This is a genomic window from Paenibacillus beijingensis (genome assembly GCF_000961095.1).
Taxonomy (GTDB): domain Bacteria; phylum Bacillota; class Bacilli; order Paenibacillales; family Paenibacillaceae; genus Paenibacillus_O; species Paenibacillus_O beijingensis.
The window spans coordinates 4,034,293-4,058,261 of sequence record NZ_CP011058.1; the positions used below are offsets into that span (position 1 = coordinate 4,034,293).

Annotated in this window: 22 protein-coding genes and 1 pseudogene; 21 read left to right on the forward strand and 2 right to left on the reverse strand. The window is 53.8% G+C overall.

Going from position 1 to position 23,969, the window contains the following annotated elements; translation table 11 throughout:
* Positions 1 to 6 precede the first annotated feature (6 nt).
* A complete protein-coding gene (locus VN24_RS18180) occupies positions 7 to 864 on the forward strand; it encodes a helix-turn-helix domain-containing protein (protein ID WP_045671560.1) in 858 nt (285 codons plus the stop codon).
* Between the two features lie 32 nt (positions 865 to 896).
* On the opposite strand, the gene VN24_RS18185 is transcribed toward VN24_RS18180, so the two are convergent.
* Positions 897 to 1,838, reverse strand: coding sequence for a ketopantoate reductase family protein (locus tag VN24_RS18185; RefSeq protein WP_045671561.1), 942 nt, complete (start codon positions 1,836 to 1,838; stop codon positions 897 to 899).
* A gap of 484 nt (positions 1,839 to 2,322) precedes the next feature.
* On the opposite strand from VN24_RS18185, the pseudogene VN24_RS28725 reads away from it, so the two are divergent.
* The 16 genes and pseudogenes from VN24_RS28725 to VN24_RS18260 form a co-directional block, all read left to right on the forward strand.
* Positions 2,323 to 2,433, forward strand: a pseudogene (locus VN24_RS28725) (membrane dipeptidase); the annotation flags it as partial.
* Between the two features lie 100 nt (positions 2,434 to 2,533).
* The gene (locus tag VN24_RS27465) at positions 2,534 to 2,644 is read left to right on the forward strand and encodes a membrane dipeptidase (protein WP_148505271.1); all 111 of its coding nucleotides are present in this window, start codon (positions 2,534 to 2,536) and stop codon (positions 2,642 to 2,644) included.
* Between the two features lie 26 nt (positions 2,645 to 2,670).
* Complete coding sequence (locus VN24_RS18195; protein ID WP_045671563.1) at positions 2,671 to 3,417, forward strand: SDR family NAD(P)-dependent oxidoreductase; 747 nt, start codon at positions 2,671 to 2,673, stop codon at positions 3,415 to 3,417.
* A 25-nt stretch (positions 3,418 to 3,442) separates the two neighbouring features.
* Positions 3,443 to 3,808, forward strand: coding sequence for a hypothetical protein (locus VN24_RS18200; protein ID WP_045671564.1), 366 nt, complete (start codon positions 3,443 to 3,445; stop codon positions 3,806 to 3,808).
* A 204-nt stretch (positions 3,809 to 4,012) separates the two neighbouring features.
* The gene (locus VN24_RS18205; protein ID WP_052703031.1) at positions 4,013 to 5,086 is read left to right on the forward strand and encodes a TRAP transporter substrate-binding protein; all 1,074 of its coding nucleotides are present in this window, start codon (positions 4,013 to 4,015) and stop codon (positions 5,084 to 5,086) included.
* Positions 5,087 to 5,181: 95 nt separating this feature from the next.
* Positions 5,182 to 5,745: a TRAP transporter small permease gene (locus VN24_RS18210; protein ID WP_052703032.1), complete on the forward strand. Its 564-nt coding sequence runs from the start codon at positions 5,182 to 5,184 to the stop codon at positions 5,743 to 5,745.
* Positions 5,742 to 7,034, forward strand: a complete 1,293-nt coding sequence (locus tag VN24_RS18215) for a TRAP transporter large permease (RefSeq protein WP_052703033.1) — start codon at positions 5,742 to 5,744, stop codon at positions 7,032 to 7,034. Before VN24_RS18210 ends, VN24_RS18215 begins: the two co-directional genes overlap by 4 nt.
* 122 nt (positions 7,035 to 7,156) lie before the next feature.
* Positions 7,157 to 8,590 (forward strand): amidase, encoded by a 1,434-nt coding sequence (locus VN24_RS18220; RefSeq protein ID WP_238590728.1) that lies wholly within the window; start codon positions 7,157 to 7,159, stop codon positions 8,588 to 8,590.
* Positions 8,591 to 8,639: 49 nt separating this feature from the next.
* On the forward strand, positions 8,640 to 9,626 hold the full coding sequence (locus VN24_RS18225; protein WP_045671565.1) for a 2-hydroxyacid dehydrogenase: 987 nt from the start codon (positions 8,640 to 8,642) through the stop codon (positions 9,624 to 9,626).
* A complete protein-coding gene (locus tag VN24_RS18230) occupies positions 9,623 to 10,351 on the forward strand; it encodes a (Fe-S)-binding protein (RefSeq protein WP_045671566.1) in 729 nt (242 codons plus the stop codon). Before VN24_RS18225 ends, VN24_RS18230 begins: the two co-directional genes overlap by 4 nt.
* Entirely contained in the window at positions 10,348 to 11,763 is a 1,416-nt protein-coding gene (locus VN24_RS18235) for a LutB/LldF family L-lactate oxidation iron-sulfur protein (RefSeq protein ID WP_045671567.1), read from the forward strand. Before VN24_RS18230 ends, VN24_RS18235 begins: the two co-directional genes overlap by 4 nt.
* A complete protein-coding gene (locus VN24_RS18240) occupies positions 11,756 to 12,487 on the forward strand; it encodes a LutC/YkgG family protein (RefSeq protein WP_045671568.1) in 732 nt (243 codons plus the stop codon). Before VN24_RS18235 ends, VN24_RS18240 begins: the two co-directional genes overlap by 8 nt.
* A gap of 23 nt (positions 12,488 to 12,510) precedes the next feature.
* Positions 12,511 to 13,287 (forward strand): class II aldolase/adducin family protein, encoded by a 777-nt coding sequence (locus VN24_RS18245; RefSeq protein WP_045671569.1) that lies wholly within the window; start codon positions 12,511 to 12,513, stop codon positions 13,285 to 13,287.
* Between the two features lie 19 nt (positions 13,288 to 13,306).
* Positions 13,307 to 14,407 (forward strand): NAD/NADP-dependent octopine/nopaline dehydrogenase family protein, encoded by a 1,101-nt coding sequence (locus VN24_RS18250; RefSeq protein ID WP_045671570.1) that lies wholly within the window; start codon positions 13,307 to 13,309, stop codon positions 14,405 to 14,407.
* Positions 14,404 to 15,414: a 3-hydroxybutyryl-CoA dehydrogenase gene (locus VN24_RS18255; protein ID WP_045671571.1), complete on the forward strand. Its 1,011-nt coding sequence runs from the start codon at positions 14,404 to 14,406 to the stop codon at positions 15,412 to 15,414. The genes VN24_RS18250 and VN24_RS18255 overlap by 4 nt, the downstream gene beginning before the upstream one ends.
* A 179-nt stretch (positions 15,415 to 15,593) precedes the next feature.
* On the forward strand, positions 15,594 to 17,525 hold the full coding sequence (locus VN24_RS18260) for a XylR N-terminal domain-containing protein (RefSeq protein ID WP_045671572.1): 1,932 nt from the start codon (positions 15,594 to 15,596) through the stop codon (positions 17,523 to 17,525).
* Positions 17,526 to 17,563: 38 nt separating this feature from the next.
* Here VN24_RS18260 and VN24_RS18265 read toward each other — a convergent pair whose 3' ends face one another.
* Entirely contained in the window at positions 17,564 to 18,775 is a 1,212-nt protein-coding gene (locus VN24_RS18265; protein ID WP_045671573.1) for an MFS transporter, read from the reverse strand.
* 279 nt (positions 18,776 to 19,054) lie between these two features.
* Here VN24_RS18265 and VN24_RS18270 point away from each other — a divergent pair, with 279 nt between their 5' ends.
* The 4 genes from VN24_RS18270 (at position 19,055) to VN24_RS18285 (ending at position 23,956) form a co-directional block, all read left to right on the forward strand.
* Entirely contained in the window at positions 19,055 to 20,596 is a 1,542-nt protein-coding gene (locus tag VN24_RS18270) for a tannase/feruloyl esterase family alpha/beta hydrolase (RefSeq protein WP_045671574.1), read from the forward strand.
* Between the two features lie 376 nt (positions 20,597 to 20,972).
* Entirely contained in the window at positions 20,973 to 22,082 is a 1,110-nt protein-coding gene (locus VN24_RS18275; protein ID WP_045671575.1) for an XdhC family protein, read from the forward strand.
* Complete coding sequence (moaA, locus tag VN24_RS18280; protein WP_045671576.1) at positions 22,079 to 23,086, forward strand: GTP 3',8-cyclase MoaA; 1,008 nt, start codon at positions 22,079 to 22,081, stop codon at positions 23,084 to 23,086. Before VN24_RS18275 ends, moaA begins: the two co-directional genes overlap by 4 nt.
* Positions 23,087 to 23,251: 165 nt before the next feature.
* Positions 23,252 to 23,956, forward strand: a complete 705-nt coding sequence (locus tag VN24_RS18285; protein WP_158453685.1) for a GntR family transcriptional regulator — start codon at positions 23,252 to 23,254, stop codon at positions 23,954 to 23,956.
* The last annotated feature ends 13 nt before the right edge of the window (positions 23,957 to 23,969 follow it).

A 23,969-nucleotide genomic window follows, 5' to 3' on the forward strand; every position in this document is an offset into this window, starting at 1 on the left:
GGCCCTATGGAACTGCTGCAGCTTCGCACCAATTTGAACGCGGCCTTTGCGGGAGGCGTTCCGTTCTACGTCTATACGGTTGGAACCGAGAAGCAGCCGCCCATTACGCGGCTGAACGGGTTTTCCGCCAAACAGCTGTTTTTTACGATTTCAGGACAAGGCGAGTTTCGGCAGCTCGGGCAGCATAATTGGGACATTTTGAAGCCGAACAGGCTGCTGTATATTCCGGGCGGACTGCCTCACGAATATGTGCCGAAGGGCAGGGAGCCTTGGATCACCGGGTATGTCACATTTGTGGAAAAAGAAGACGGGTGGATGGAAAGCTGGGGATTCGGCCGCAAACCGCAATTGTTCGATCTGAAAGACAGCGGCCGCCTGTATGCGCTTCTGGAAAAGGTGTGGTTCCATGCCGGTCCTTGTTATAACGAATGGAAATCGGCCGAGCAGTTTCTGGCGCTGTGCGTGGAGATCGGCAAGCAGGCTGTTCATGACGAAATCCGGAGCCCGGGCAGCCCGGCGAAGCCAAGCCGCGATCCGGATACGGCGGCGGGACGCATCACCCGTTTTCTGCACGATCATATCGAACGGAATTTTACGCTGTCCGACCTTGCTTCATACGTCGGCTATTCGCCCAAACAGACGGTGCGGCTGTTTAGGCAGGAGTTTGGCGTCACTCCGCACCAATATTTGCAGCGGATTCGGCTGCGGACGGCCGCTTTGCTGCTGGAGGAGCATCCCGGCGTCACGGTGCGGCAGGCCGCCGCGCATATCGGCATGGAGCCGGTCTACTTCGCGCGGCTGTTCCGCCGCGAATTCGGTGTCGTGCCGTCGGAGTACGGAACCCGTGGAACAAGCGGCTCATGAAGATGCCGTTGCCGGCAGTAGCTTCATGCCGGCTAGGGCTGCATGTACTTCTCTTCCATCATTTTGATCAGCTGATAGACGGTCCGGTTGTGCGGAACGTCGATCTTTAGCTGTTCCGCGAGCCGGATGACGGCCCCGTTGATCGCCTCGATTTCCGTACTCTGCTTTTTCAAGACATGCTGCAGCATGGAAGGCAAATGATGGCCGGAATGTTCAGGCAAACAAGCCTGGTGCAGCTTTTCCGCAATTTGTTCGCTGTCAATGCCGATGCCCAGTTGATTTGCTACCGACGTTACCTCTTCGATTATAAAACGGGTCAGCTGCTTGCCGAGCGGATGATTTTCCGCCTCTCCGGCGAACATTCGGGTAATGGCGCAAACCGGATTGATCGCGGCGTTGAAGGCGAGTTTTTCCCAAATGATTTTTAACGTATCCCCGGAAACGGCCGCTGGCAGCCCCGCTTCATTGAGCAGCGCCGCAAAAGAATGCGCGCTGTCCGGATTATCGTCTGATAATTTCGCGACATACGTCGTTCCGACGTCGCCGCTTTTAATCGCCCCGGGTCCCAATAAATCGCTGCTGCACGTTGTGACCCCCACGATAATTCGTTCCCGCGGAAAATATTTCGGCAGTATTTCGATGCTGCCGATGCCGTTTTGCAGCGAAACGACATACGTATCGGGCCCGAAGAGCGGCCTGAAACGGTTGATCGCATCTTCGGTATGCTGATTCTTCGTAAAAACGATCACATAATGATACGGCTTGTCCGCTTGAGGCGAGTCGAACGCGGGGATGCGAAATGTTTTGTCGGTTGTACCATTCGATACTTGAAGGCCGTAGTTCTGAATTTGGTCCACATGCTCTTTCCAAGTGTCGTATAACGTAACAGCGCAACCCGCCTCCGCAAGCCGGGCGCCGAATAATCCGCCCATTGAGCCTGCTCCTACAACTGCGATGGATACCGAAACGTTCATTTATGTCCTCCTTAAGGTTTGCCGGAGGCAAACCACTTCGTAAGCATAAGCTAAGGTTTGCCGGAGGCAAACCACTTCGTAAGCATAAGCTCTCCATATGTCACATTCATGTAAACAGACGGCTTCTGCCGCTAAAACCGAAAATATCCGTATGAATTTACATCATTAAAGATGAAAAATAGCTTGATTGGATCCTACCATCATCCTGCCAGGCAGAGCTAGTGAACGAATCATACAGTAAAAAAAGAAATTACCGGACGATTTGCCGGTTCTTTTTTTAAGATTAATCAGCTATTGTTATAGGTGTGACAAGGAAGTTGACGTTTTGCAGTACATTTAGTCACACATTCCGATTATTTATTAAAAAACGAGCGAGCTCTCCGGGTCGACATTTTGTGCTGCCTCGGCATCCGCTGCATGGGGATCACCTACCACGATTTCCAACGCGCTCGGTTCGGGACTGACGGAGGAGCGCGACGGCGGGCTGACCCGGTTCGGACGGCGCGTGTTGGAGCGGATAAACAAGCTCGGAATGGCGATCGACATTTCCCGCTGCGGCGACCGGACGAGTCTGGATGTTATCGAGGCTCGCGCTGCAGCTTGCGCTGGACGATCAGCTGTCGATCGGCGCATCCCACAGCGGAGGAGTATGACGAACCCGCGTATGTCGGGGCGTCGAAAATCCGTCGGAAGCGATGCCCAACATTGTCAAACGGCTCGTCCGGCGTGGATACAGCGACAGCGACATCGCCAAAGTGACCGGCGGAAATGCGCTGCGCGCCTTGCGGGAAATATGGGTGAAATAAGCTGCGGCGAACAGGAGGTGAAGTATATGAGCAGTACCGAAGAGCGGGTTGCGATCGTGACCGGTGCCTCTCAGGGCCTCGGTTACGCCATTGCCGCCAAATTGGTGCAGGAAGGGAAGAAGGTCGCATTCGTCAGTCTCGGACTCGATTCCGTCAAAGCGGAATTCGAGCGGGAGACAGGTGAGGGAAGGGTGATATTCTGCGAAATGGACGTCTCCGACAATGCGGCGATTGCCCGGTGCGTCGAAGATGTGACGCGAAGCTGGGGACGGATCGATATTTTGGTCAACAATGCCGGAATCCGCACGGAGACGGCGATCGAAGAAATCGGCCCCGAGGAATGGAACCGGATTATGGCCGTCAATCTGGGAGGCACGTTCTTCTTCTCCCAAGCGGTCGTTCCGGTCATGAAAGAGCAGAAGTGGGGGCGAATCATCAATATGTCGTCCTTCGGCGGCCAGTTCGGACCGCTTACGTCAAGCGCGGCATACAGCGCATCGAAAGCCGGCCAGATAGCGCTCACGAAAGTATTTGCCCGTACGCTGGCCGAATACGGCATCACGGTTAACGCCATTGCGCCGGCCGCCATCCGGACGCCGGAGATGGATAAAATTCCGGCGGACGCGCTTGCGGGCATGGTCCGGACGATTCCCGTCGGCCGGGTCGGGGAAGCGGCGGAGGTGGCGGAGCTCGTTTCATATCTCGTCTCCGATTACGGCGGTTTTGTAACCGGAGCCACAATGGATATTAACGGCGGCAGACTGATGCGGTAAATCAATAATAGAGGAGTGATTGTTCATGGCAATCGAACATGGGGCGCCGCAAATTCCCCCGATGCTGAGGGTGATGATCCAGTTCGAATCGACCGGCTGGTTCGATACGACCGGCGAAGAGAAAACGCAGCACATACTGCCTAAATTAAACGAAGTGCTTACCGGATGGAAGGACAACGGGTCGAAGCTGATCGGAACGCTTGACCGGGATATTTTAACTGCGGGACATGCGGGTTCGGCCGGATATCATGCCGTCTTTCTGTACGATGTTCCCGATCTGCAGACGGTGACCAACATGACCCACTCTTTCCGCGCCACCGGACTCGACCGTTATTTCCGTCTCGAAGCGGTGCTCGGCCGTCCGTTCTTTTTGCTCGAAAAAACTGATTGAAGATAAGCTATCCAACACTTAATTTTGGCAGGAAAACAAAGCGTGCAGCAAGTACGGAAACAAGCCGGATATTGTCTTTTCCAGGCGCTCTATCTCGACAACGACGAGCAAAAACTGAAAGCGGAGCCCGCGCTCGCAGCTAACAGTATCTAAAATTCGGAGAAACACTAAATTTGAGATGATAAAAGGGTGGGGGAGAAACATATGAAAAAATGGTGGATGGGCATTTCATTGTTGTTGATCGTTGTCCTGCTGGCCGCTTGCGGCTCAAAGTCAAACGCTCCGGCAGCTTCGGGCGAAAGCGCGCCGGCATCCGGAAATGCGTCAACTTCTTCCGGCGACAAGCCGATCGAGCTTACGTATGCCTTCTTCGCTCCAGCTACCACGTTTCCGGCCAAACAGATGGAGAAATGGAAGGAAGAAGTGGAGAAACGGACAAACGGAAAAGTGACAGTCAAGCTGTTTCCCGGAGGAACGCTGCTGACCGATAAAAATATGTACGACGGCGTCAAGAGCGGAGTTGCCGATATCGGACTGTCGGTTATGACGTATGAACCCGGCCGCTTCCCGCTCATGACGATCGCCGAAATGCCCTCCGGTTTCCCCAATGCGAAAGTGGCAAGCCAGGTCGTCTATGACCTGATGCAGGAATATCCGCAGGACGCCTTTAAAGACATGAAGCTGATCACCGCATTCGCAACCGAACCCGCCTATCTTCAAACGAAAGACCCGATTTCCACATTAAGCGACTTGAAAGGGAAGCAAATCCGGATTTCCGGCGCGCTTGCCCCGGTACTGAAAGGGATGGGTGCTTCTCCTGTCGGCATGTCCCAGTCTGAGGCGGTAGAAGCGCTGCAGACGGGCGTCATTTCAGGCTATGTATCGTCGCGCGAAGTATTGAAGGATTTGAAATTTGCCGAGATGGTCAAATACGAAACGAACTACCCGCTGACGGTATCCACTTTTGCCGCCGTCATGAATAAGGACAAATGGGATTCGCTTCCTCCCGATGTTCAGAAAGTGATTAACGATCTTGGTCCGGAAATTGCCGCATGGGCCGGCGAGTTTTTGGATACCTCCGTCAAAGGAGCGATGGAGTGGGCGCAAACCGAGCAAGGCTTCAAAGTGATCGAGCTTTCTCCGGAGGAAAAGAAAGTGTGGGACGAGAAGCTGAAGCCGTTCCAGGACAAAACGGTGTCCGATCTGCAGGCTAAAGGCTTGCCTGCGGAAGAGTTCCGCAAACGGGTGTACGAGCTGAAGGATCAATATTCGAAGTAAAGCGCGGCACGGCCAAATCATCACGGAACGTTGGAAAAGCGAATCCGCCAACGTTCCGGACGATGGCCGATTATTATCGGAAATGAGGTGTGTCCTTGGAACAAGCGAGCGAGATAAAATCCGTGCAGACGGCGAATACGGAGACGGCTGCCGACAAAAAAGAAGTCGTCTTGCTGGCTGTGCTGGAGAAAATCAGCATCAGATTGAATACTGCGCTGGCGGTCGTTGCCGGAGCCTCCATGGTGCTTATATGCGTATTGATCACCGTCAATGTTATTATTCGAAAGTTCGTCTCTCCTATCTTCGGCATTAACGAAATGGTCGGCTGGCTGTCCGCGATCACCGCGGGGTTCGCGATCGGATATACCCAAATTCACCGGGGCCATGTCGATATGGATATTGTCGTCGACAAATTTCCTCCCCTGGTGAGAAGAACCATTTACAGCGCAACGCATTTGATCAGCATGGTCTTTTTCGCATTCGTTTCCTATCAGCTGGTTGTTTATGCCAATAATATGATGAAAGAAGGAACGCTCTCGGAAACGCTCGCGGTCATTTATTACCCGTTCATCTATCTGCTTGCCATCGGCTTCTTCGGCTTAACGCTAGCCCTTTTCGTCGACTCCATCAAATTCATCATTAAGGGTGATCACAAGTGAGTTTAACCCTATATGCAGTTATAGGCATTGCGGTTTTGTTTCTGCTGATGTTTTTGCGGATGCCCATCAGCTTTTCCATGCTCATTGTCGGATTTGCCGGCTTGTACGCCGTTGTTTCTTCGAAAGCCGCATTTACCGTCGTCAGCGGCGATTTATGGTCGCAATTTTCCAGTTATTCGCTCAGCGTCATTCCGCTTTATGTGTTTATGGGTGAAATCGTATTTCGGTCAGGCATTACGGAACGGCTCTTTCAAGCCGCTTATAAATGGGTTGGGCATTATAGGGGCGGAATGATCTGGACGGTCATCCTGGCCAGCGCCGGCTTCGGTTCAATCTGCGGATCCAACTCGGCTACCTCTGCGACGATCGGTTCGATGGCGCTGCCGGAATTGAAAAAATTCAAATACAGTGACACGTTAAGCACAGGAAGCGTCGCCGGAGGCGGGTCGCTCGGCATTATCATCCCTCCGAGCACCGTGCTGCTTGTCATCGCGATCCAGGCGCAGCTGTCCATTAAAGACTTGTTTGTCGCCAGCATCGTGCCGAGCATTTTGTTGGTCGTGTTGTTTCTGCTTGTTATCGGATATGTTTGCTGGCGCGACCCGGAGATGGCTCCCGCTGCCGGCCACAACCCGACCTTGATCGAGAAGCTCAAAGCGATATCGGGCGTGATGCCGACGCTGCTGCTGCTCATATTCGTCATCGGCGGCCTGTTTCTCGGCTGGTTTACGCCGACGGAATCGGGGGCGGTCGGCGCTTTCGGATCGCTCGCGTATGCCGTTGCGAGGCGCAAATTAAGCTGGGTTAACTTCAAGCTGGCCGTATTCGACTCGCTTCGTTCATCGGCCATGGTCATCATGATGGTCTTAGGAGCGCTTGTATTCGGCCGGTTTCTGACGATTACCCGGCTGCCGTTTGAAGTCGCCGACTGGGTCACATCGCTAACGATACCTTCCGTATGGATTATGGTCATGATTTTTGTTGTATTTGTTATCGGCGGCCATATTATGGACGCTTTCGGCTTCCTTATTATTTCAATCCCGATCTTTTTCCCGGCCGCCGTTCAGCTCGGCTACGATCCGATCTGGTTTGCCGTCATGATGTGTATCATTACAAGCGTGGGCGCGATTACGCCGCCGTTCGGTATTAACGTATTCGTCGTCAAAGGGCTAGTGCCGGATGTGCCGGTAATGAGCATCTTTAAAGGTTCGTTATATTACGTGTATGCTTACCTCATTTGTATCGTCATTTTGACGGCATTTCCGAAATTGATGACATTTATTCTATAAACGGGATGTGAAAGCATGATGAGTTTGAGCGAATATATCGAAGGGCTGCTGGGGGAAGAGGAGCCTTTGCTGGAAGTGGAGCCGGCCAGTCACCTTTCCCTCCGGAAAGAGGGTGAGGACGAGTGACCGAGCAGCTGATGTTTCAGGACATCGACTCCTTGTCGCAATTGATCCGCACCAAGCAGCTTTCGCCGCTTGAAATTACGGGTCGGGTTCTGCAGCGGATCGACCGGTTGAACCCGGTGTTGAACGCTTATATACGGGTAACTCCCGAAGAGGCGATGCGACAAGCGGAAGCGCTTCATGAAGAAATGATGCAGGGGCGGATCAGAGGTCCGCTGCACGGCATTCCGATCGCGGTCAAAGATATTATCCAGACGAAAGGGACGAATACGACGGCCGGATCGAAAGTGTTCCAGCACTGGGTGCCGGACGAGGATGCGTTCGTCGTGCAGCGGCTGAAGGAAGCGGGGGCCGTCATCGTCGGCAAAGCGAACTTGCATGAATTTGCGATGGGCGCGACGACGGAAAATCCGTATTATGGGGCTGCGCGCAATCCGTGGGATCTGGACAAGATTGCCGGAGGATCGAGCGGCGGGAACGCCGCCGCATTGGCAGCCGGAATGTGCTTCGGCGCGATTGGAACCGATACGGCAGGCTCGATCCGCCAGCCGGCAGCCTTAACCGGAACAGTCGGACTGAAGCCGACATACGGACGGGTGAGCACCCGCGGTTGTCTTCCGTTCAGCTGGTCGCTCGACCATATCGGACCGATGGCCCGCACGGTGAAGGACGCCGCGATTTTGCTGGAGGCGATCGCTGGGCACGACAGCCTGGACGACTTCTCCTCGCGCGAGTCGGCTTCACGCTATCTCGCCGATTCTCTGACGGATTTGAAAGGATTCAGGATCGCAATTTGCCGCGAGTATTTCTTTGAAGGGATGCACGGTGAAATCGAACGAACGGTTGAGCAGGCGCTGAACCGGCTTGCAATTCTTGGCGCGGAAATCGCAGAGATTGACATTCCGGGGCTTACCGATGCCCAGTGGGCCGCGCGGATCATCGCCCAATCCGAAGGTTATGCGTTCCATAAGCCGATGCTGGAGAAGCTTCCGCATCTGTACAGCGACGATGTGAAGTTCCGCTTGAACTTCGGAAAGCAGGTTGCGGCTGAAGAGTATATTCGCGCGCAGCGGATCCGGAACAAATTTATCGGGGATACGCTGGCGGCGATGGAGGGCATGGATATGCTCGCCGCTCCGATGAACCACAATCCGCCGTTCAATATCAATTCCGTCACACCGGAGGAAGCGATCAACAACATGTTCCGTCTGGCGAAGGCGCCGCTCGCCAACCTGCTCGGATTTCCGGCTCTGTCCGTGCCATGCGGCTTCACAAGCGGCAATCTGCCGGTCGGGCTGCAGCTCATCGCAAGGCCGTTTGCAGAGAACGTGCTGCTTCGGGTCGGCGATCTGTATGAGCGCTCGGAGCCTTGGGCAGGACGGCTGGCGGAAAACACGGCATTCGAGAGCGGAACAATCGGTAATATGCGTTAAGCGAATTTGAGTGTAGTTCCGGCAATAAAGTGCACGAGGTGATGTTCTTTTGCGACCAAAGGTATATATTGCCTGGCCGATCCCCCGAGAAGTCGAGGCCTATTTGAATGAACACTGCGAATGCCGCAAATGGCAAGGAACGGCCGCGATCGGGTACGACCAGCTGAAACGCGAGCTGCAGGATGCAGAGGGGCTGCTGATGGGAGAAGGCACCATCGATGAAGCGATGCTGGCGGATGCGCCCTTTTTGCGGGTGATAAGCAATATGAGCTCCGGCTATAACCATTTGGATATTGAAGCGATGAAAGCAAGAAATGTGATCGGCACGAACAACCCGTCCATTTCTAACGATACGGTTGCCGACCTCGTGATGGGTCTGATGCTGGCTGCCGCGCGCAACATTCCGCAGCTGGACCGGTATGTCAAAGCCGGCGGCTGGCGGCATGGGATCGGTGAAGAATGGTTCGGCGTCGATGTCCACCATGCGACGCTCGGATTGATCGGCATGGGCAGCATCGGCCAGTCGATTGCAAAGCGCGCCAAGCTCGGTTTTGGCATGAACGTGCTGTACAGCAGCCGCAGCCGCAAGCCGGAGGCGGAGCAGGAGCTTGGCGCCGTCTTCACCCCGCTGGACGATCTGCTTCGCCGGTCGGATTTTGTCGTCGTCATGGTTCCGCTGACGGAAGAAACGAAGGGGTTCATCGATGAACGGCACTTTAACTTGATGAAATCTTCGGCCGTGTTTATTAACGCCTCGCGCGGCATGACCGTCAATGAGCAAGCGCTAACCGAGGCGATGCGCGCCGGAAAAATAAGGGCGGCGGCACTTGACGTTTTTCAGCACGAGCCTGTCGATCCCGCCAATCCGCTGCTGCTTATGGATAATGTCATTACGCTCCCCCACGTCGGTTCCGCTACCGCCAAAACCCGCCATGAGATGGCCATGTCCGCCGCCCGCAATCTCGTTATCGCATTAAAGGGAGAGAAACCTCCGAATCTAATCAAGGAATTTCAATTAGGGGGGGCTTCCTTTTGAAGGTATCGCTGTTTATTACCTGCTTGTCCGATATTTTTTTCCCCGAAGTCGGAAGAAGCGTAGTCAGCATATTGGAGCGAAACGGCGTCGAGGTTGATGTCCCGCTCACCCAAACGTGCTGCGGACAGCCTGCTTATAACAGCGGTTATGTGAAAGACGCGCGCAAAGCGGCGAAACAAACGATTAAGGCGTTTCAGTCCAGTGAATATGTCGTCGCCCCTTCCGGCTCTTGCGCGGCGATGGTGCGCCATTATTATCCGGACATGTTTGAGGGTGATCCGGAATGGTCGGCCAAGGCGGCGCAGCTGGCGGACAAAACGTTTGAATTTACCGAGTTTGTCGTCCGCGTGCTGGGAATCGACGATGTTGGCGCGGTCTGCGAGGATTCGGCGGCTTATCATCAGTCATGCCATATGAGCCGGGGGCTCGGCGTTCGGAGCGAGCCTGTACAGCTGCTCTCCCGTGTCGAAGGCCTCGAGATGAAGGAACTGCCGTATTGTCAGGACTGCTGCGGTTTCGGGGGGACATTCGCATCCAAAATGAGCGCGATTTCCGAAGCGATGGTCGATGAGAAAATCCGGCATCTCGAATCAACCGGCGCGAATATGCTGATCGGGTCCGATATGGGCTGCTTGATGAACATTGCCGGCCGCCTGCGCCGAACGGGAAAAAACATTCAAACGATGCATATTGCGGAAGTATTGGCGAAAGGAATGGCTACATGAACCTGCAAGCTGCCGATTTCAAAGCTCGCGCCAAGGAAGCGTTAAACGACACGCAGCTGCAGCGGGCCGTTCCCTTTGTTCAGGACCGTCTGAGATCGGGGCGCGTGCAGGCGGCGGAAGCGCTCGGGAACGTGGAGGAATGGAGAGAACTGCTTTCCGAAATCCGGATGGATACGATCGACAATTTGGACAGCTACCTGGAGCAGCTGGCGGGCAATGTCCGGGCAAACGGCGGGCACGTGCACTTTGCATCCAAAGCGGCGGACGCCGTTTCGATCGTGAGCCGCATCGCGGAAGAGAACGGCGCACGTAAGATCGTGAAAGCCAAATCGATGATTACGGAAGAAATCCATCTGAACAAGCATTTGGAAGAACAGGGGCTAAGCGTCATTGAGACCGATTTGGGCGAATATATTTTGCAGCTTGCCGGAGAGAAGCCGTCCCATATTATCTCTCCCGCTCTGCACAAGCGGCGGGGGGAAATAGCCGAGCTGTTCTCGCAAGCGGCCGGACGGAAGCTGTCTGAGGATACTTCCGAGCTGTGCGCGTTCGCGCGGGAACATCTGCGGGAAGCGTTTATGGAGGCGGATATCGGCATTACCGGCTGCAACTTTGCGGTGGCGGAATCCGGTACCGTCGTGCTTGTCAGCAACGAAGGCAACGCCCGCCTGACGACTTCGCTGCCGAAAATTCATATTGCCATTATGGGCATGGAAAGAATCGTACCGACGTGGAACGAGCTGGATCTCGCCTTGACGATGCTGACACGCAGCGCCACCGGGCAGAAAATTTCCGTCTATGTGACGGGCATCAGCGGTCCTCGGCAGGCAGGCGATCTGGACGGCCCCGAGCAGTTTCATCTCATTATTGTGGATAACGGCCGTTCCGATATTTTGGCGACGGCTTATAAGGAAGTGCTAAAATGCATCCGCTGCGGAGCGTGCATGAATGTGTGCCCGATCTACCGTCATGTCGGCGGCCATGCGTACGGCAGCGTCTACAGCGGACCGATCGGCGCCGTGCTTGATCCGCTGCTTGAAGGGTACGAGACGGCGAAGGAGCTTCCGTACGCATCAAGCTTGTGCGGGGCGTGCACGGAAGTATGCCCGGTCAAAATCCCGCTGCACGACTTGCTGATCGAACACCGCAAAGATGAAGTGGAACAAGGCTACACCCCGCAAATGGAAAAAATGTCGTTCGGCGCCTTCGGCTTTATGGCCTCTCATCCGGCCGTTTATTCGAAGGCGGCGAAAATCGCGTCCGCCGGGACTACGCTCTGGGCCAAAGACGGTTATATATCCGGCGGCCCCGGTTTGCTGGCCGGATGGACGGCCGGCAGGGACCTGCCGCAGCCGGCCAAGCAGTCTTTCCGCGATTGGTGGAAAGAGAAAGGGGGCGCCCGCGATGAATGAGCCGGTAGAGCAGGCCGCGTTTCTTGGTTCGATCGCGGAGAAGCTCGGACGAAAGCGCCGTACAGCGGTCTCCCCGCCATCATGGGATCGTAAGCCTTGGGAGGGCTCCGGTCAGGAACTGAACCCGGAAGCGGAGGCCGGCGGTCGGCAGGCAGCCGAACATGAACAGCTGATCCGGCAGTTTATGAAGCAATTGTCGGCACTGAATACAGCTGTGTACCGGATATCCCGGGCGGACTTCGGGCGCGTTCTGTCCGAAGTGATTGCAAAGCACGGCATAGGATCCGCAATCAGCTGGGACGATGGGCGGTTGCACGAGCTGCAGCTGGAGTCAACGTTGAATCGAAACGGCATCCATCACCGGCTCTGGCGGACAACGGAAAATGAGCGGGAGCTGCGGACATTTGCGGAAAGTGCGGATATGGGCATTACGTTTGCCGATATGGGGCTGGCGGATACCGGTACCGTTCTGCTGATGAACGGAGGCGGCCGCGGCCGGCTCATCAGCCTGCTTCCGCCGGTTTACGTAGCCGTTTTGCCGGAACGCTTCATTTATCCGCGGCTGTCGGATGGCATGTCCTTCGTTCGCAGCCGCATTCCAGAAGGTCTGCCCGCCTGCATCAATTTCATCACCGGCCCGAGCCGGACCGGAGATATCGAAGCGGATCTGGCGCTTGGCGTCCACGGTCCCGGAAAAGTTCATATTATCTTATTACAAGATTAACGGATTAAAGAGGAGGAACTCCAATGGCGACAAATGTCGATTTGATTCAGCACATGTATCCGATGAAATTTGAAAGCGTGGAAGCGGAACGGCTGCACCGGAAGCAGCGTCTCGCCGGAGCGCTCCGCTTATTTTCCCTATTCGGTTTTGACGAAGGCGTTGCGGGACATATTACGGCGCGCGACCCGGAATATCCCGATTATTTCTGGGTGAATCCGTTCGCCAAACATTTCAGCCAGATTCGGGTGTCCGATCTGCTGCTGGTCAACGATAAAGGCGAGATTATGGAAGGGAGCGGCATGGTTAACGTTGCCGCATTCGCCATTCACTCGCGCATTCATGAAGCCCGTCCGGACGTCATTGCCGCTGCGCATGCCCATTCCGTTTACGGCAAAGCTTTTTCGACCCTCGGCCGTCCGCTCGACCCGCTGACCCAGGACGCGTGCGCTTTCTACAACGATCACGGAGTGTTCAACGATTATTCCGGTGTTGTGTATGAGACGGAAGAAGGAGACCGGATTGCGAAAGTGCTAGGTTCGAAAAAAGCGGCGATTTTGCAAAACCACGGGCTGCTGACGGTCGGTCATACGGTGGAGTCTGCCGCCTGGTGGTATATCACGATGGAGCGCTCGTGCCAGGCGCAGCTGATGGCGGAAGCGGCGCTGACGCCGCCGATCCCGATTGGTCCCGAGGCGGCCGCCGGCACGAGAGATCAGATCGGCACCGAGCTGGTCGGCTGGTGCTGCTTCCAGCCGCTGTGGGATAAAATTGTGAAGCTGCAGCCGGATTTGTTCGACTAAGAAGGGGAGGTAACCGACGATGGAGATTGCAGTCTTAGGCGGAGGGAACGGCTGTTACGCAGCCGCTGCCGATTTATCGGAACAAGGACACAGCGTAAGACTTTGGAGAAGAGACGGTTCCGCATTTCAGACCGTGATGGACAAACAAGCGCTCATCTTAAAGGACGCGGCAGGCGAAAGAGAAGTGAAGCTGGCGATGGCCGGCACGGATTTGGCTTCCATTATAAAAGACGCCGCCTTGATCTTGATTCCGCTGCCGGCTTTTGCGCAGGAATCGCTCGCCCGAGAGATGGCTCCATACCTTCAGGACGGGCAGGTCATTTATTTGCCTCCGGGCACGTTCGGCAGCTACGTGATGGCCAAAGCGCTGCAAGAGGCCGGCTGCACGGCGAACGTTGCCTTTGCGGAAACGGGCACGCTGCCGTATCTCGCCCGCAAGCACGGACCGGATACGGTCGCCATTTCCGGCCGGGCGACCCGTTTGCCTACCGGCGTGTTTCCGAGCGAGCTTTCCGAACATGCTTTCACCGTGCTGGAACAAGCGTTTCCGGCCGTTGAACGGCTGCAGGACGCGCTCGACGGAGCGCTGATGAACGCGGGGCCGGTTATTCACCCGCCGCTCATCTTGATGAATGCCGGGCCGATCGAGCATTTTGACTATTGGGATATTCATAATGAAGGGACGCAGCCGGCGATCCGCAGGGTGCATGATGCGCTTGATGCGGAGCGGATCGCGATTCGCGAAGCGCTCGGATACGGCGCCCCGCATTTTCCGCTTGCCGATCATTACAGCAAGGACGGCGACGAATGGATGTACGGCAACGCCGCGCACGAGAAGCTGGTCGACAGCGCGGACTGGCGCGAGCATCTCGAGCTGGCGACGCACCGCTATATGCGGGAGGATATCGCCTGTGGACTCGCTTTTCTCGTATCGCTGGCGACGTGGGCGAATGTGCCGGCACCGGTGGCGCGGGGACTGCTGGCGGTCGCATCGGTTGTCGCCGGCGAAGATTTGGCGGAGACCGGCAGGACGCTGCAGCAGCTTGGGCTCGACCGTTTATCCGCGCCGGAAATGAAGCGGCTGCTTACGCGCGGTCTTGAACATGAGGTCGCGTTATGAACGGGGATAAAGCCCGCATCGCCGTAGTGGGCGCCGGCCGGATGGGGATCGGCATTGCGCAGGTGTTCGCGTATGCCGGCCACCCGGTCGATCTGATCGACATCAAAGAACGCAGCGAGCCCGAATCGGCGCGCATCTTGCAGGAAGCAACCGATCAGATCCGCGGCAATCTTAAGTTTCTCGCTTCGCTCGGCCTGATGGACGAGCGAAGCGTCGAACCGATGATGGGGCACATCGCCTGCCATGACTCCAGTGAATTGGAGACGGTGCTGCCGCAGGCGGATGTGGTGTTCGAAGCTGTGCCGGAAATTCTGGGCGTAAAGCAAAGTACGTTCGAACGGATCGGCGCCGCCGCCAGAGCGGAAGCGACGGTTGCTTCCACCACGTCCACTTTTGCAGTGGATACGCTCGCTACTTACATAGCCCGTCCGCAGAGGTTTCTGAACACGCACTGGCTGAATCCGGCCTATTTGATTCCGCTGGTGGAAGTGAGCCCCGGCGCCGCAACGGATCCGGAGGTGCTGGACGGCATGCTGGCGCTGCTGGAGCGCATCGGCAAAGTGCCGGTCAAATGCGCGCCGTCTCCCGGCTTCATCGTGCCGCGCATTCAGGCGCTGGCGATGAACGAAGCAGCCAGACTGGTCGAAGAAGGAGTCGCGTCGCCGGAGGATATCGACAAAGCTTCCCGGATCGGATTCGGCATCCGCTTCGCCGTTCTGGGGCTGCTGGAATTTATCGATTGGGGCGGCGGCGACATTTTGTATTACGCCGACCGCTATTTGGAGAACGCTTTATCCGCCGACCGGTTCGCTTCCCCTGCGATTATTTCCGGGAACATGGCAAGCGGCCGCACCGGTATGAAAGCGGGGCAAGGGTTTTACGATTTTTCATCCCGGGACTTAAGCGCCTATCAGCAGGAAACGATGAAGAAGTTCGTCGATCTGCTCAGCCATCTCGGGCTAATGCCTGCTCCCGGGGAAGTCTACTCCGGGCAATTCAAAGTCTGATCGCAATCCCGTGCGCGTTGCGTCGCATCATGTCGGCGGTCATCCGGCGCAACGGCGCTTGAACATGCGTGGCAATTTGGCGCAAAATAATTGACGCTTTGGAAGCATTGCTTTTACAATGTGATTACCAAGATATTATCTATTCTTCCTCTATGCGGATACCAAGGGAGAGATGGACGTTGACGAAAGCAAGCACCATGTCCCTTAAAGATCTGGTCCAGTTCGGCAAAGAAGAGGGCGAATTTTTTTTAAGAGACCGGAGAATGATTCTGACCAGCACGGAAGCGTGGGGGCAGCTATGCAGAGATTTGATTGTCGCGCTCGGCATGGAAAGGGCCAAACGGTTTCTGATGCGCTACGGCTGGAAGTTCGGTGTGAGCGAAGCGCAGTATTTAAATGACATGTTCAGCTGGGACGATGATTTGGAGTGGATTTTGGCCGGATCGAAAATGCACAGTATCGCCGGACGCGTCTTCTCGACGCCGGTCCGGCTCAACATTAACAAAAGCGAAGGCCTGTTCGATGTCGAAGGCTTTTGGGTCAACTCCTATGAAGCGCTGCAATATTTAAAGCATTTTCCGCTCTATCATGAGCCGGTATGCTACTTTTTGGTCGGCTATGCGAGCGGCTACTGCACGGAAACGCTGGGCAAGAAAGTGATTTTCAAAGAAGTGGAATGCATCGGCAAAGGCGACACGCGCTGCCGTTATGTCGGGAAGACGCTCGAAAAATGGGGAAAGGATATTTCCGAGGATCTGATCGACTATGAGCAGGAGAAGATCGAGGATGAGCTGGAACTTGCCTACAAGCGGATCGAGAAGCAGAAGGAAGTTCTCAACCGGGTGACAACGCTCAGCCACGAAATGACCCGGATTATTTTGCAGGGCAAAGGGCTGGACGATATGGCCAAAATATTGGGTGAAAGCCTGCACTGCGGCGTCATAATCGAAAATCATCATTTCGAGCGAATGAACGGCTTCGGAGACATTTCGGACGATTCGTTGAAAAGAATTATGGAGCATCCTTATTTCTTGAAGGCGGGCCATCAGCGCGACAAAATCAACAAAATGCTGGCGGAGCGATGCACGGTCCAGCTTGAAATTAACGAGCCGTACGAGTTGCCGCATATCCGGCTTGTGACGCCGATCGTGCTGCGCAATCAAGTGCTGGGCTTTATTTCGCTGCTGAAACGCGAAGGTGCTTTCGGCGAACTGGAGCCGGTTCTGCTCGAGAGGTCGGCCAATACGTGCGCGATCCAGATGCTGAACGAGCGGACCGTGACGGAGACCGAACAGCGCTTGAAGGGCGAGCTGCTGGATGAGCTGTTTAATCCGACCGCCGACAACCATTCGGTTTCCAGAAGGCTTGCCTATTTGGGCTACGATTTAAGCCAGCCTCATTATGTGTTCGTCTTTCAGTTTGAGATTGCCGGAAATAAAGTACTGATGAAGGATAACGAAATTTCCACCGCGCTGAGCAGCAAGATCATGCAGCTGCTCTCGGATCTGGCGGAACAGAAAGGGTTTCGCCTGCTGTTCTCGACAAGACTGGACCGTATCCATGCGCTCATCCCGGAAGCGCTTGTTGACAAGCTGAAATTGACCGTGCGGGAATTCGGGGAAACGATGATCGGGAAGCTTGACCCATTGGACGATTCCGTAAACGTCGTACTGGGCATTAGCGAGGTATGCCGTGAGCTGTCTTCCTTGTCCAAAGCGTTTAACGGCGCCGTCAAAGCGACCGAAATCGCGAAGATGAAGCGGAAGAACGGCCAGGTCACGCTTTCGTCAGATATCCGCCACTTGACGATTTTGCTCGATGCCCGGCGGCCGGAAGAGTTGGAACAGTATTCCGCCAATCTGCTCGGATCCATCTATGAGTACGATCAGAAATACGGGGCGGAATTTTTAAAAACGATCTATTATTATTTTGAGAACGAATGCAATCTGCACAAGACGGCGCGGATGCTGAACGTGTCGATCAGCGGCATGCGCTACAGGCTCGAGAGGATCAAGCAGCTATCGGATATCGATCTGTCGAATTCGATGAGCCGCTTTGAAGTCCAATTGGCGCTGGAAATTTTTTTGGTGCTCGGCAAAGTGAATTTTTAAATGCAGCGCCCGCGCATGAATAATCAAGCCGGCAGGCGTCATTCTTCATTCAGGGAGGATGCCTGCCGGCTTTTTTTGCCTTGCAGAAGAGACCATCCGTACACGGTCAGAAACAACACCATCATCAGCGCCGACGCCCGGTACATCATCGCATAGCTTGAATTGGCCGCGATCACGCCCAGGCTGAGGGAACCGACGGCAATGCCGACATCCATCGAGTTGAAGAACGCGCCGTTTGCGGCACCGCGCAGCCGGGGATGAGCCCGATTGATCGTCCATGCCTGCAAAGACGGTTGCAGCGTACCGAATCCGATGCCGTAACAAACGGATGAAAGAAGCAGGACCGTCAAGGAATGGGCCGAGGATAACAGCAGCAGTCCGGCGAACACCATCAATCCGCCGAGCGGCAATACGGCTTGGTGACCTTTCCGGTCAAATAATTGTCCGGAGAACGGACGAACGAGAATGACCAGCAACGCGTTGCATAAGAAAAACCAGCCGACGTTCGATACTCCGATTTCGGTGCCGAACAAGGTCATATAACTGATCAATCCGCCATAAGTAAAAGAAAGCAGCAGGTTAAGCACGCAGGGAAAAGCGATGCTCCGATCCATCCATGCCGGCATCCCGGATGTTCTCAAAGGCGCCGGGGGCGCGCTGCGAATCGGAGGAGCGGATTTAATGCTCCAGATCAATGGAACCGCGGCGATGACGAGTATGGTCGCAACGCCGAACAATCCCGGAGCACCGTATTGAAGGAGAAGCCAAATGCCGACAACCGGAGCGAGCGCCATCGACAAGCCGGTGGATAAGCCGAAATATCCCATCCCTTCTCCCATTCTACGGGCAGGCACGATTTCCGACACCATCGTTCCGAAAGCCGTCGTTGCAATGCCGAAACCGATTCCACTAATGAAGCGGAACAGAATAAACAGCAGCACGGAAGGAAGCCAGTAGAAGGCCGCGGTCGAAATGAGAAGACAGATGAGCGCTGCGTACAGCAGCTTTTTCCTCCCGGTTGTTTCCAGCGCTTTGCCGACGAAGAAACGGGTGAGGATCGCCGACACCGCAAAGATGCTGATGATGAGACTGACCGTAACGCTCCCGGCGCCGAATCTTTGCGAAACGTATGCCGGCAGCGATACCGTCGTCATCTGCAGATTCAAATAGACCAGCAGATTAGATAAAGTAAATAAAACGAAATTTCGGGTCCAAAGCTTTGGCTTGCTGTCTCCCGGCTGAATCCTCATCATATCCCTCCCTCATTCAATCCCGGCATCTGGCTTGAGCTGGAATGAAGCATAATTTAGTTGTTACTATAACTATATGCACAGTAACTTTTCCGGTCAATCTATGATAGACGCTGAATTTGCTTGCAGCATCTGTATGATAAGGATAGTTGTGAAACCGGCCGGAGCGACGGCATCCATTATTTTTATGATAAAATAACGGATTCGTATTTAACATAAATAGAGATGCCATTTATGATGGGGGGACAGACAGGCTAAACGTTGACGAAGGAGAAGCAAATGACATCATTTAACAACGAGTTAAACGGATTGCAAATTCCGGCATCCGCCTTCGAACTGCCGACATCCGGCGCTACGGTTATTTCCGCGACGATCGTTTCGGAAACGGAACCGGGTAACGTTAACGGTGAATACTGCAAAGTGCTGGGGGCGATCCATCCCGTCGACAAGAACGCTTGGGACATCCATTTCGAAGTTAATTTGCCGGCCGACTGGAACCGTAAAGCACTGCAAATGGGCGGGGGCGGTTTTAACGGCAGTTTGGTGACCGGATTGGAAAATAATAATTACGATCCGGAAGGCAGCCGGACGCCTTTGGCAAGAGGTTACGCGACTTTTGGCAGCGATTCCGGCCATGTCGGGGTAGGCTGGGATGCAGCCTTTATGCTGAATGATGAGGCGCTGGCGAATTTCGGCGGAAACCAGCTCAAAAAAACGTACGATGCCGCGATGTATATTATTAAAGCGTGGTACAATGAAGCGCCGAGCCAAACGTATTTTTCAGGCGGCTCTACAGGGGGGCGCGAAGCGTTAAACGTGATCCAGCGTTGGCCCGAAAATTATGATGGCGCAGTTGCGCTTTATCCGGTGCACAACTGGGTTGCCAAAGTTTTGGCAGACAATCGAAATGCCAAGGCATTGTATGCAAAAGGCGGATTGGGCTGGATAAGTCCGGAACAAAACAAAATTTTGAATGACAAGGTTCGTCAAATCTGCGATTCGCTGGATGGTATTGAAGATGGCATAATGAGCGATCTTACGGCCTGCCAGCAAAAATTAGATCAGATCCTGGAACAATTGCGCTGTCCGGACGGCGGCGACGATGCTTCTTGTTTTACAGAAGATCAAATTGAAGTTATCAAAACGTTCCATTCCCCGATGGAATTGGGCTTTTCGCTGGCGAACGAATTGAGAACGATGCCGGGATATTCTCAGCTGGAAGGAGCGGATCTCGGAGTCCAATTCGGGCAGACGCCAATTCCGGATACGCCTTTATCCGAAACAACAGACGGTGTCATGGGTGTGTTTGCTCAGCAGGTGATCCGATTCGCGATTGCCCAAAATCCCGAATTTAATGCGATGACGTTTTATCCCGACGAGTGGATAAGCCGTCTTCAGGAAGTATCGGAAATCGTCGATGCTACCGATCCTGATCTTTCCGTCTTTATGGCGGCCGGCGGCAAGCTGATTTTGGTGCACGGCACGGCTGATGAAGTGGTTACTCCTTACGGATCCGTTCAATATTACAAGCAGCTGGAAAAGCGGTTCGGAAAAGAGGATCTCGATCAATTTGTCCGGTTCTACCTGATACCCGGATATGGTCACGGCGGGGGTGCCTTTCAGATGTCGGCAGATTTGCTCGGTGCCCTGGATGATTGGGTCGTGGGCGGAACGGCGCCGGGCAATCTGGTTGCGGCCGACAAAAATCCGGGCAACAACGGCCGTACGAGGCCGATGTGTCCTTATCCGTCTTGGCCGAAGTATAATGGCACAGGCGATGTCAATTCGGCAGCAAGCTATACGTGTACGATAAATGGTTGACAAAACCAGCCCTTAAAGTAAACATTGGAAGATCACGACTAAAGTGTTCAAGCCGATGGATCCTTTAAGGGTTTTTTCGTTTTATACATGGGAATCACATTCCGAATCGCATTAGCGATTTATCAAAGTCCCGCTCCCAAAAGAGCAAGTATGATATAATAGCTCACATAATAGATGTTTATTTGACGATAAATAATTAATGCTTAACATTATATATAATGTATCTTATAATTTTAAGTAAGGGAAGCTTACAACGATTCAAAGAGCATCGGTTCATGTACTCCGAGTGATCCCTTTTTAATATGTCCAACGAAAGAAGCGGCATTCGCTTCATCTGCCGGAATCTCCGAATAAAGCTAAAGGGATGATGATGATCATGAACGATTTTTACCGGATATACAAAATTATGAAAGCCAATAAAGAACAAAGATTCGCGCTGGCGACGATCGTCCGGGTCGACGGATCCGCTTACCGGCGGGAGGGCGCCAAGATGCTGTTCGGAAAAGACGGCAGCCGCTACGGAACGATAAGCGCCGGTTGTCTGGAAGAAGATTTGAGTTATCATGTTCAAGAGGTGCTGCAATCCGGCGATCCGAAGACGGTCCAATACGACTTAAGAACGGTGGATGATCTGTCCTGGGGGCAAAGCGCGGGCTGTGACGGCAACATCGAAGTTTATATGGAACCCATCCACTGGGAGCAGGAAGTGGCACACGACCGGGTGAAGATTTGGCCGCATGTGGACCGGTTATTGAATGAAGGAAAAAGCGTTATCTGCGTGAAGTGTATCGGTGGTAAGATGGAGAGGGGGATACAATTCCTTTACTCCGGCGATACCGAAATTACGGGAACGGAATCGGATCGTCAACTTCAGACCAAGCTAAAGAAATATGTCCAAACGTTCGCGGCAAGCGGAAGCAAGACGACGTTATATTTTGTTCCTGAACTCGGGAGCGACTTTTTGTTCGAGCTCTATACGCCTAAAGAGATGTTATATATTTTTGGAGCCGGTCCGGATGCCGAACCGCTCGTTCAATTGGCTTCACAAGTCGATTTTTCGGTTACGGTTATTGATCCAAGAAGCGGCCGGTGCAATGCAGAGTATTTTCCGACCGCCGATTTTACAATTGTCGACCATCCGGAAACGTATTTGGCGTCGGCAACCTTGCCTCATAACAGCTACGTTCTCATCATGACGCACAATTTTAACCGCGACCAATTCATTTTGGACCGTCTTCTCCAGTCCCCGCCTTATTATCTTGGCGTCCTTGGACCGAGAAGAAGAACGGAGCGTTTAGTAAGGAATAAAGCTCTGCCGGATTTCGTTCATTCCCCGATCGGCTTGAACATCGGCGCCGAAGGGCCGGAGGAGATCAGTATTAGTGTGATGGCGGAATTGATACAGGCCAGAAAACAGGCTAGCAGACAGACGAGCTATCCGGAATACAGCTGTTTCGCCTATGCAGATTCGGGGGGAAATATATGATAACCGATACTTTTCACCGCCCATTAAAAGATTTAAGAATTTCCGTCACGGATCGCTGCAATTTACGCTGCACGTATTGCATGCCGAAAGAAATTTTTGGTGCGGATTATCCGTTTTTGCCGAAATCGGAGCTGCTCGACTTTGATGAAATCGAGAGGCTGGTGCGGATTTTTGCCGCTTTCGGCGTTACCAAGATCCGGATAACGGGAGGCGAGCCCTTGCTTCGCCCCGGTCTGCCCCGATTATTGGACAGGATCAGGGCAATTAACGGAATCGAAGATATTGCCCTTACGACAAACGGGCTGCTTCTCCCCAAATATGCTGAAGATCTGAAATCCGCCGGCTTACACCGGGTGACGGTAAGTTTGGATTCGCTTGACGACGAGCGTTTTGGCCGCATCAACGGACTGGGCGTCGGAGTCGAGCCGGTGCTGAAAGGGATCGATGCCGCGGCAAAGGCAGGCATAAAAGTGAAAATTAACATGGTGGTCCAAAAAGGAGTGAACGACCAGGACATCGTTCCGATGGCGCAGTATTTCAAGGAGACGGACCATATATTGCGCTTCATCGAATTTATGGATGTCGGAAATACGAACGGCTGGAAGATGGACCGGGTTGTGACGAAACGGGAAATTATCGATATGATCGGCAAAACGATGCCGCTCGAGCCGGTTCAAAATGAATATGGAGAGGTGGCCTCCAGGTATCGTTATATTGGCACAAACAAAGAAATCGGGATCGTTTCGTCTGTTTCCGACGCGTTTTGCTCGACATGTACGAGGGCGAGACTGTCCGCTAACGGTTCCTTTTATACGTGTCTGTTTGCGTCGGAAGGTACGGATTTGCGGACACATTTGCGGTCCGGCATCTCGGACGAAGAGCTCTCGGCCATCATTGCGGCTGTTTGGAATAACAGGGACAACCGTTATTCCGAGATCCGGAATGAAAATACGGGAGAAGGCGGCAAAAAACCGAAAATTGAAATGTCCTATATCGGGGGTTAAGTTATTGTATGCGATTGCTGCAGAAGACCAGAAGGAGAAAGCCTTTTGGTCTTTTTGCACTCTATATTATATAAAAAATTAGAGAAGTTTTTTACCTTATACCAGAATCATGCTATTATGGAAGTATTCAAAAGCGGTTCTTTTGACCTGGAGGGAGAAGGACTAATGGAAATGGCAAACAAGCTGGTGAAGGAAACGACAACAATGGCGGTTTACAGGCGGATCTACGACCTCGTATTAAATGGAAATTTTCCTCCGGGCGAATGGATCCGCGAGCGCCAATTGAAGGAACTGCTCGGAGTAAGCAGCACGCCGATCCGTGAAGCGTTGCGAATGCTCGTTCAGGAAAGGATTCTGGAATCCGTCCCCCATCACGGGGTCCGCGTCAAAGATCTTTCGCTCAAGGAAATCAGGGATTATTATGAGCTTCGTGCCGAATTGGAAGGGTTGGCAGCGGAGTTGGCCGCACAGCGCGGAAGCAGTACCCATTTTAAGCAAATGGAAGATCTTCTTCGGCTCCAGCCCGAACATTTCGACAACGCCGACCATGCGCAGGAGGCGATCGATTCGAATAATCAATTTCATGATCTGATCGTGGAAGCCAGCGGGAATGAAGCGTTAAAGAGCACGCTGCTGCATCTGCGTGCAGGAATAAGCTGGATTCAGGTTATGGCATGGAACCGAAACAAAGACCAAGACCGTCATTCGTTAACCTACCATCAGCACCGCGGAATTTTGGAGGCACTCATCAATCGGGATCCGAAGCTGGCTCGCTCTAGAATTCATGAGCATATTTGGGATTCGGTCAGTTTAATGGTATCTTCTCCGCACGAAGATGTAAGCGGTAAAATTTGGTCCGAAACGACATAGCCGGTTCATCGAC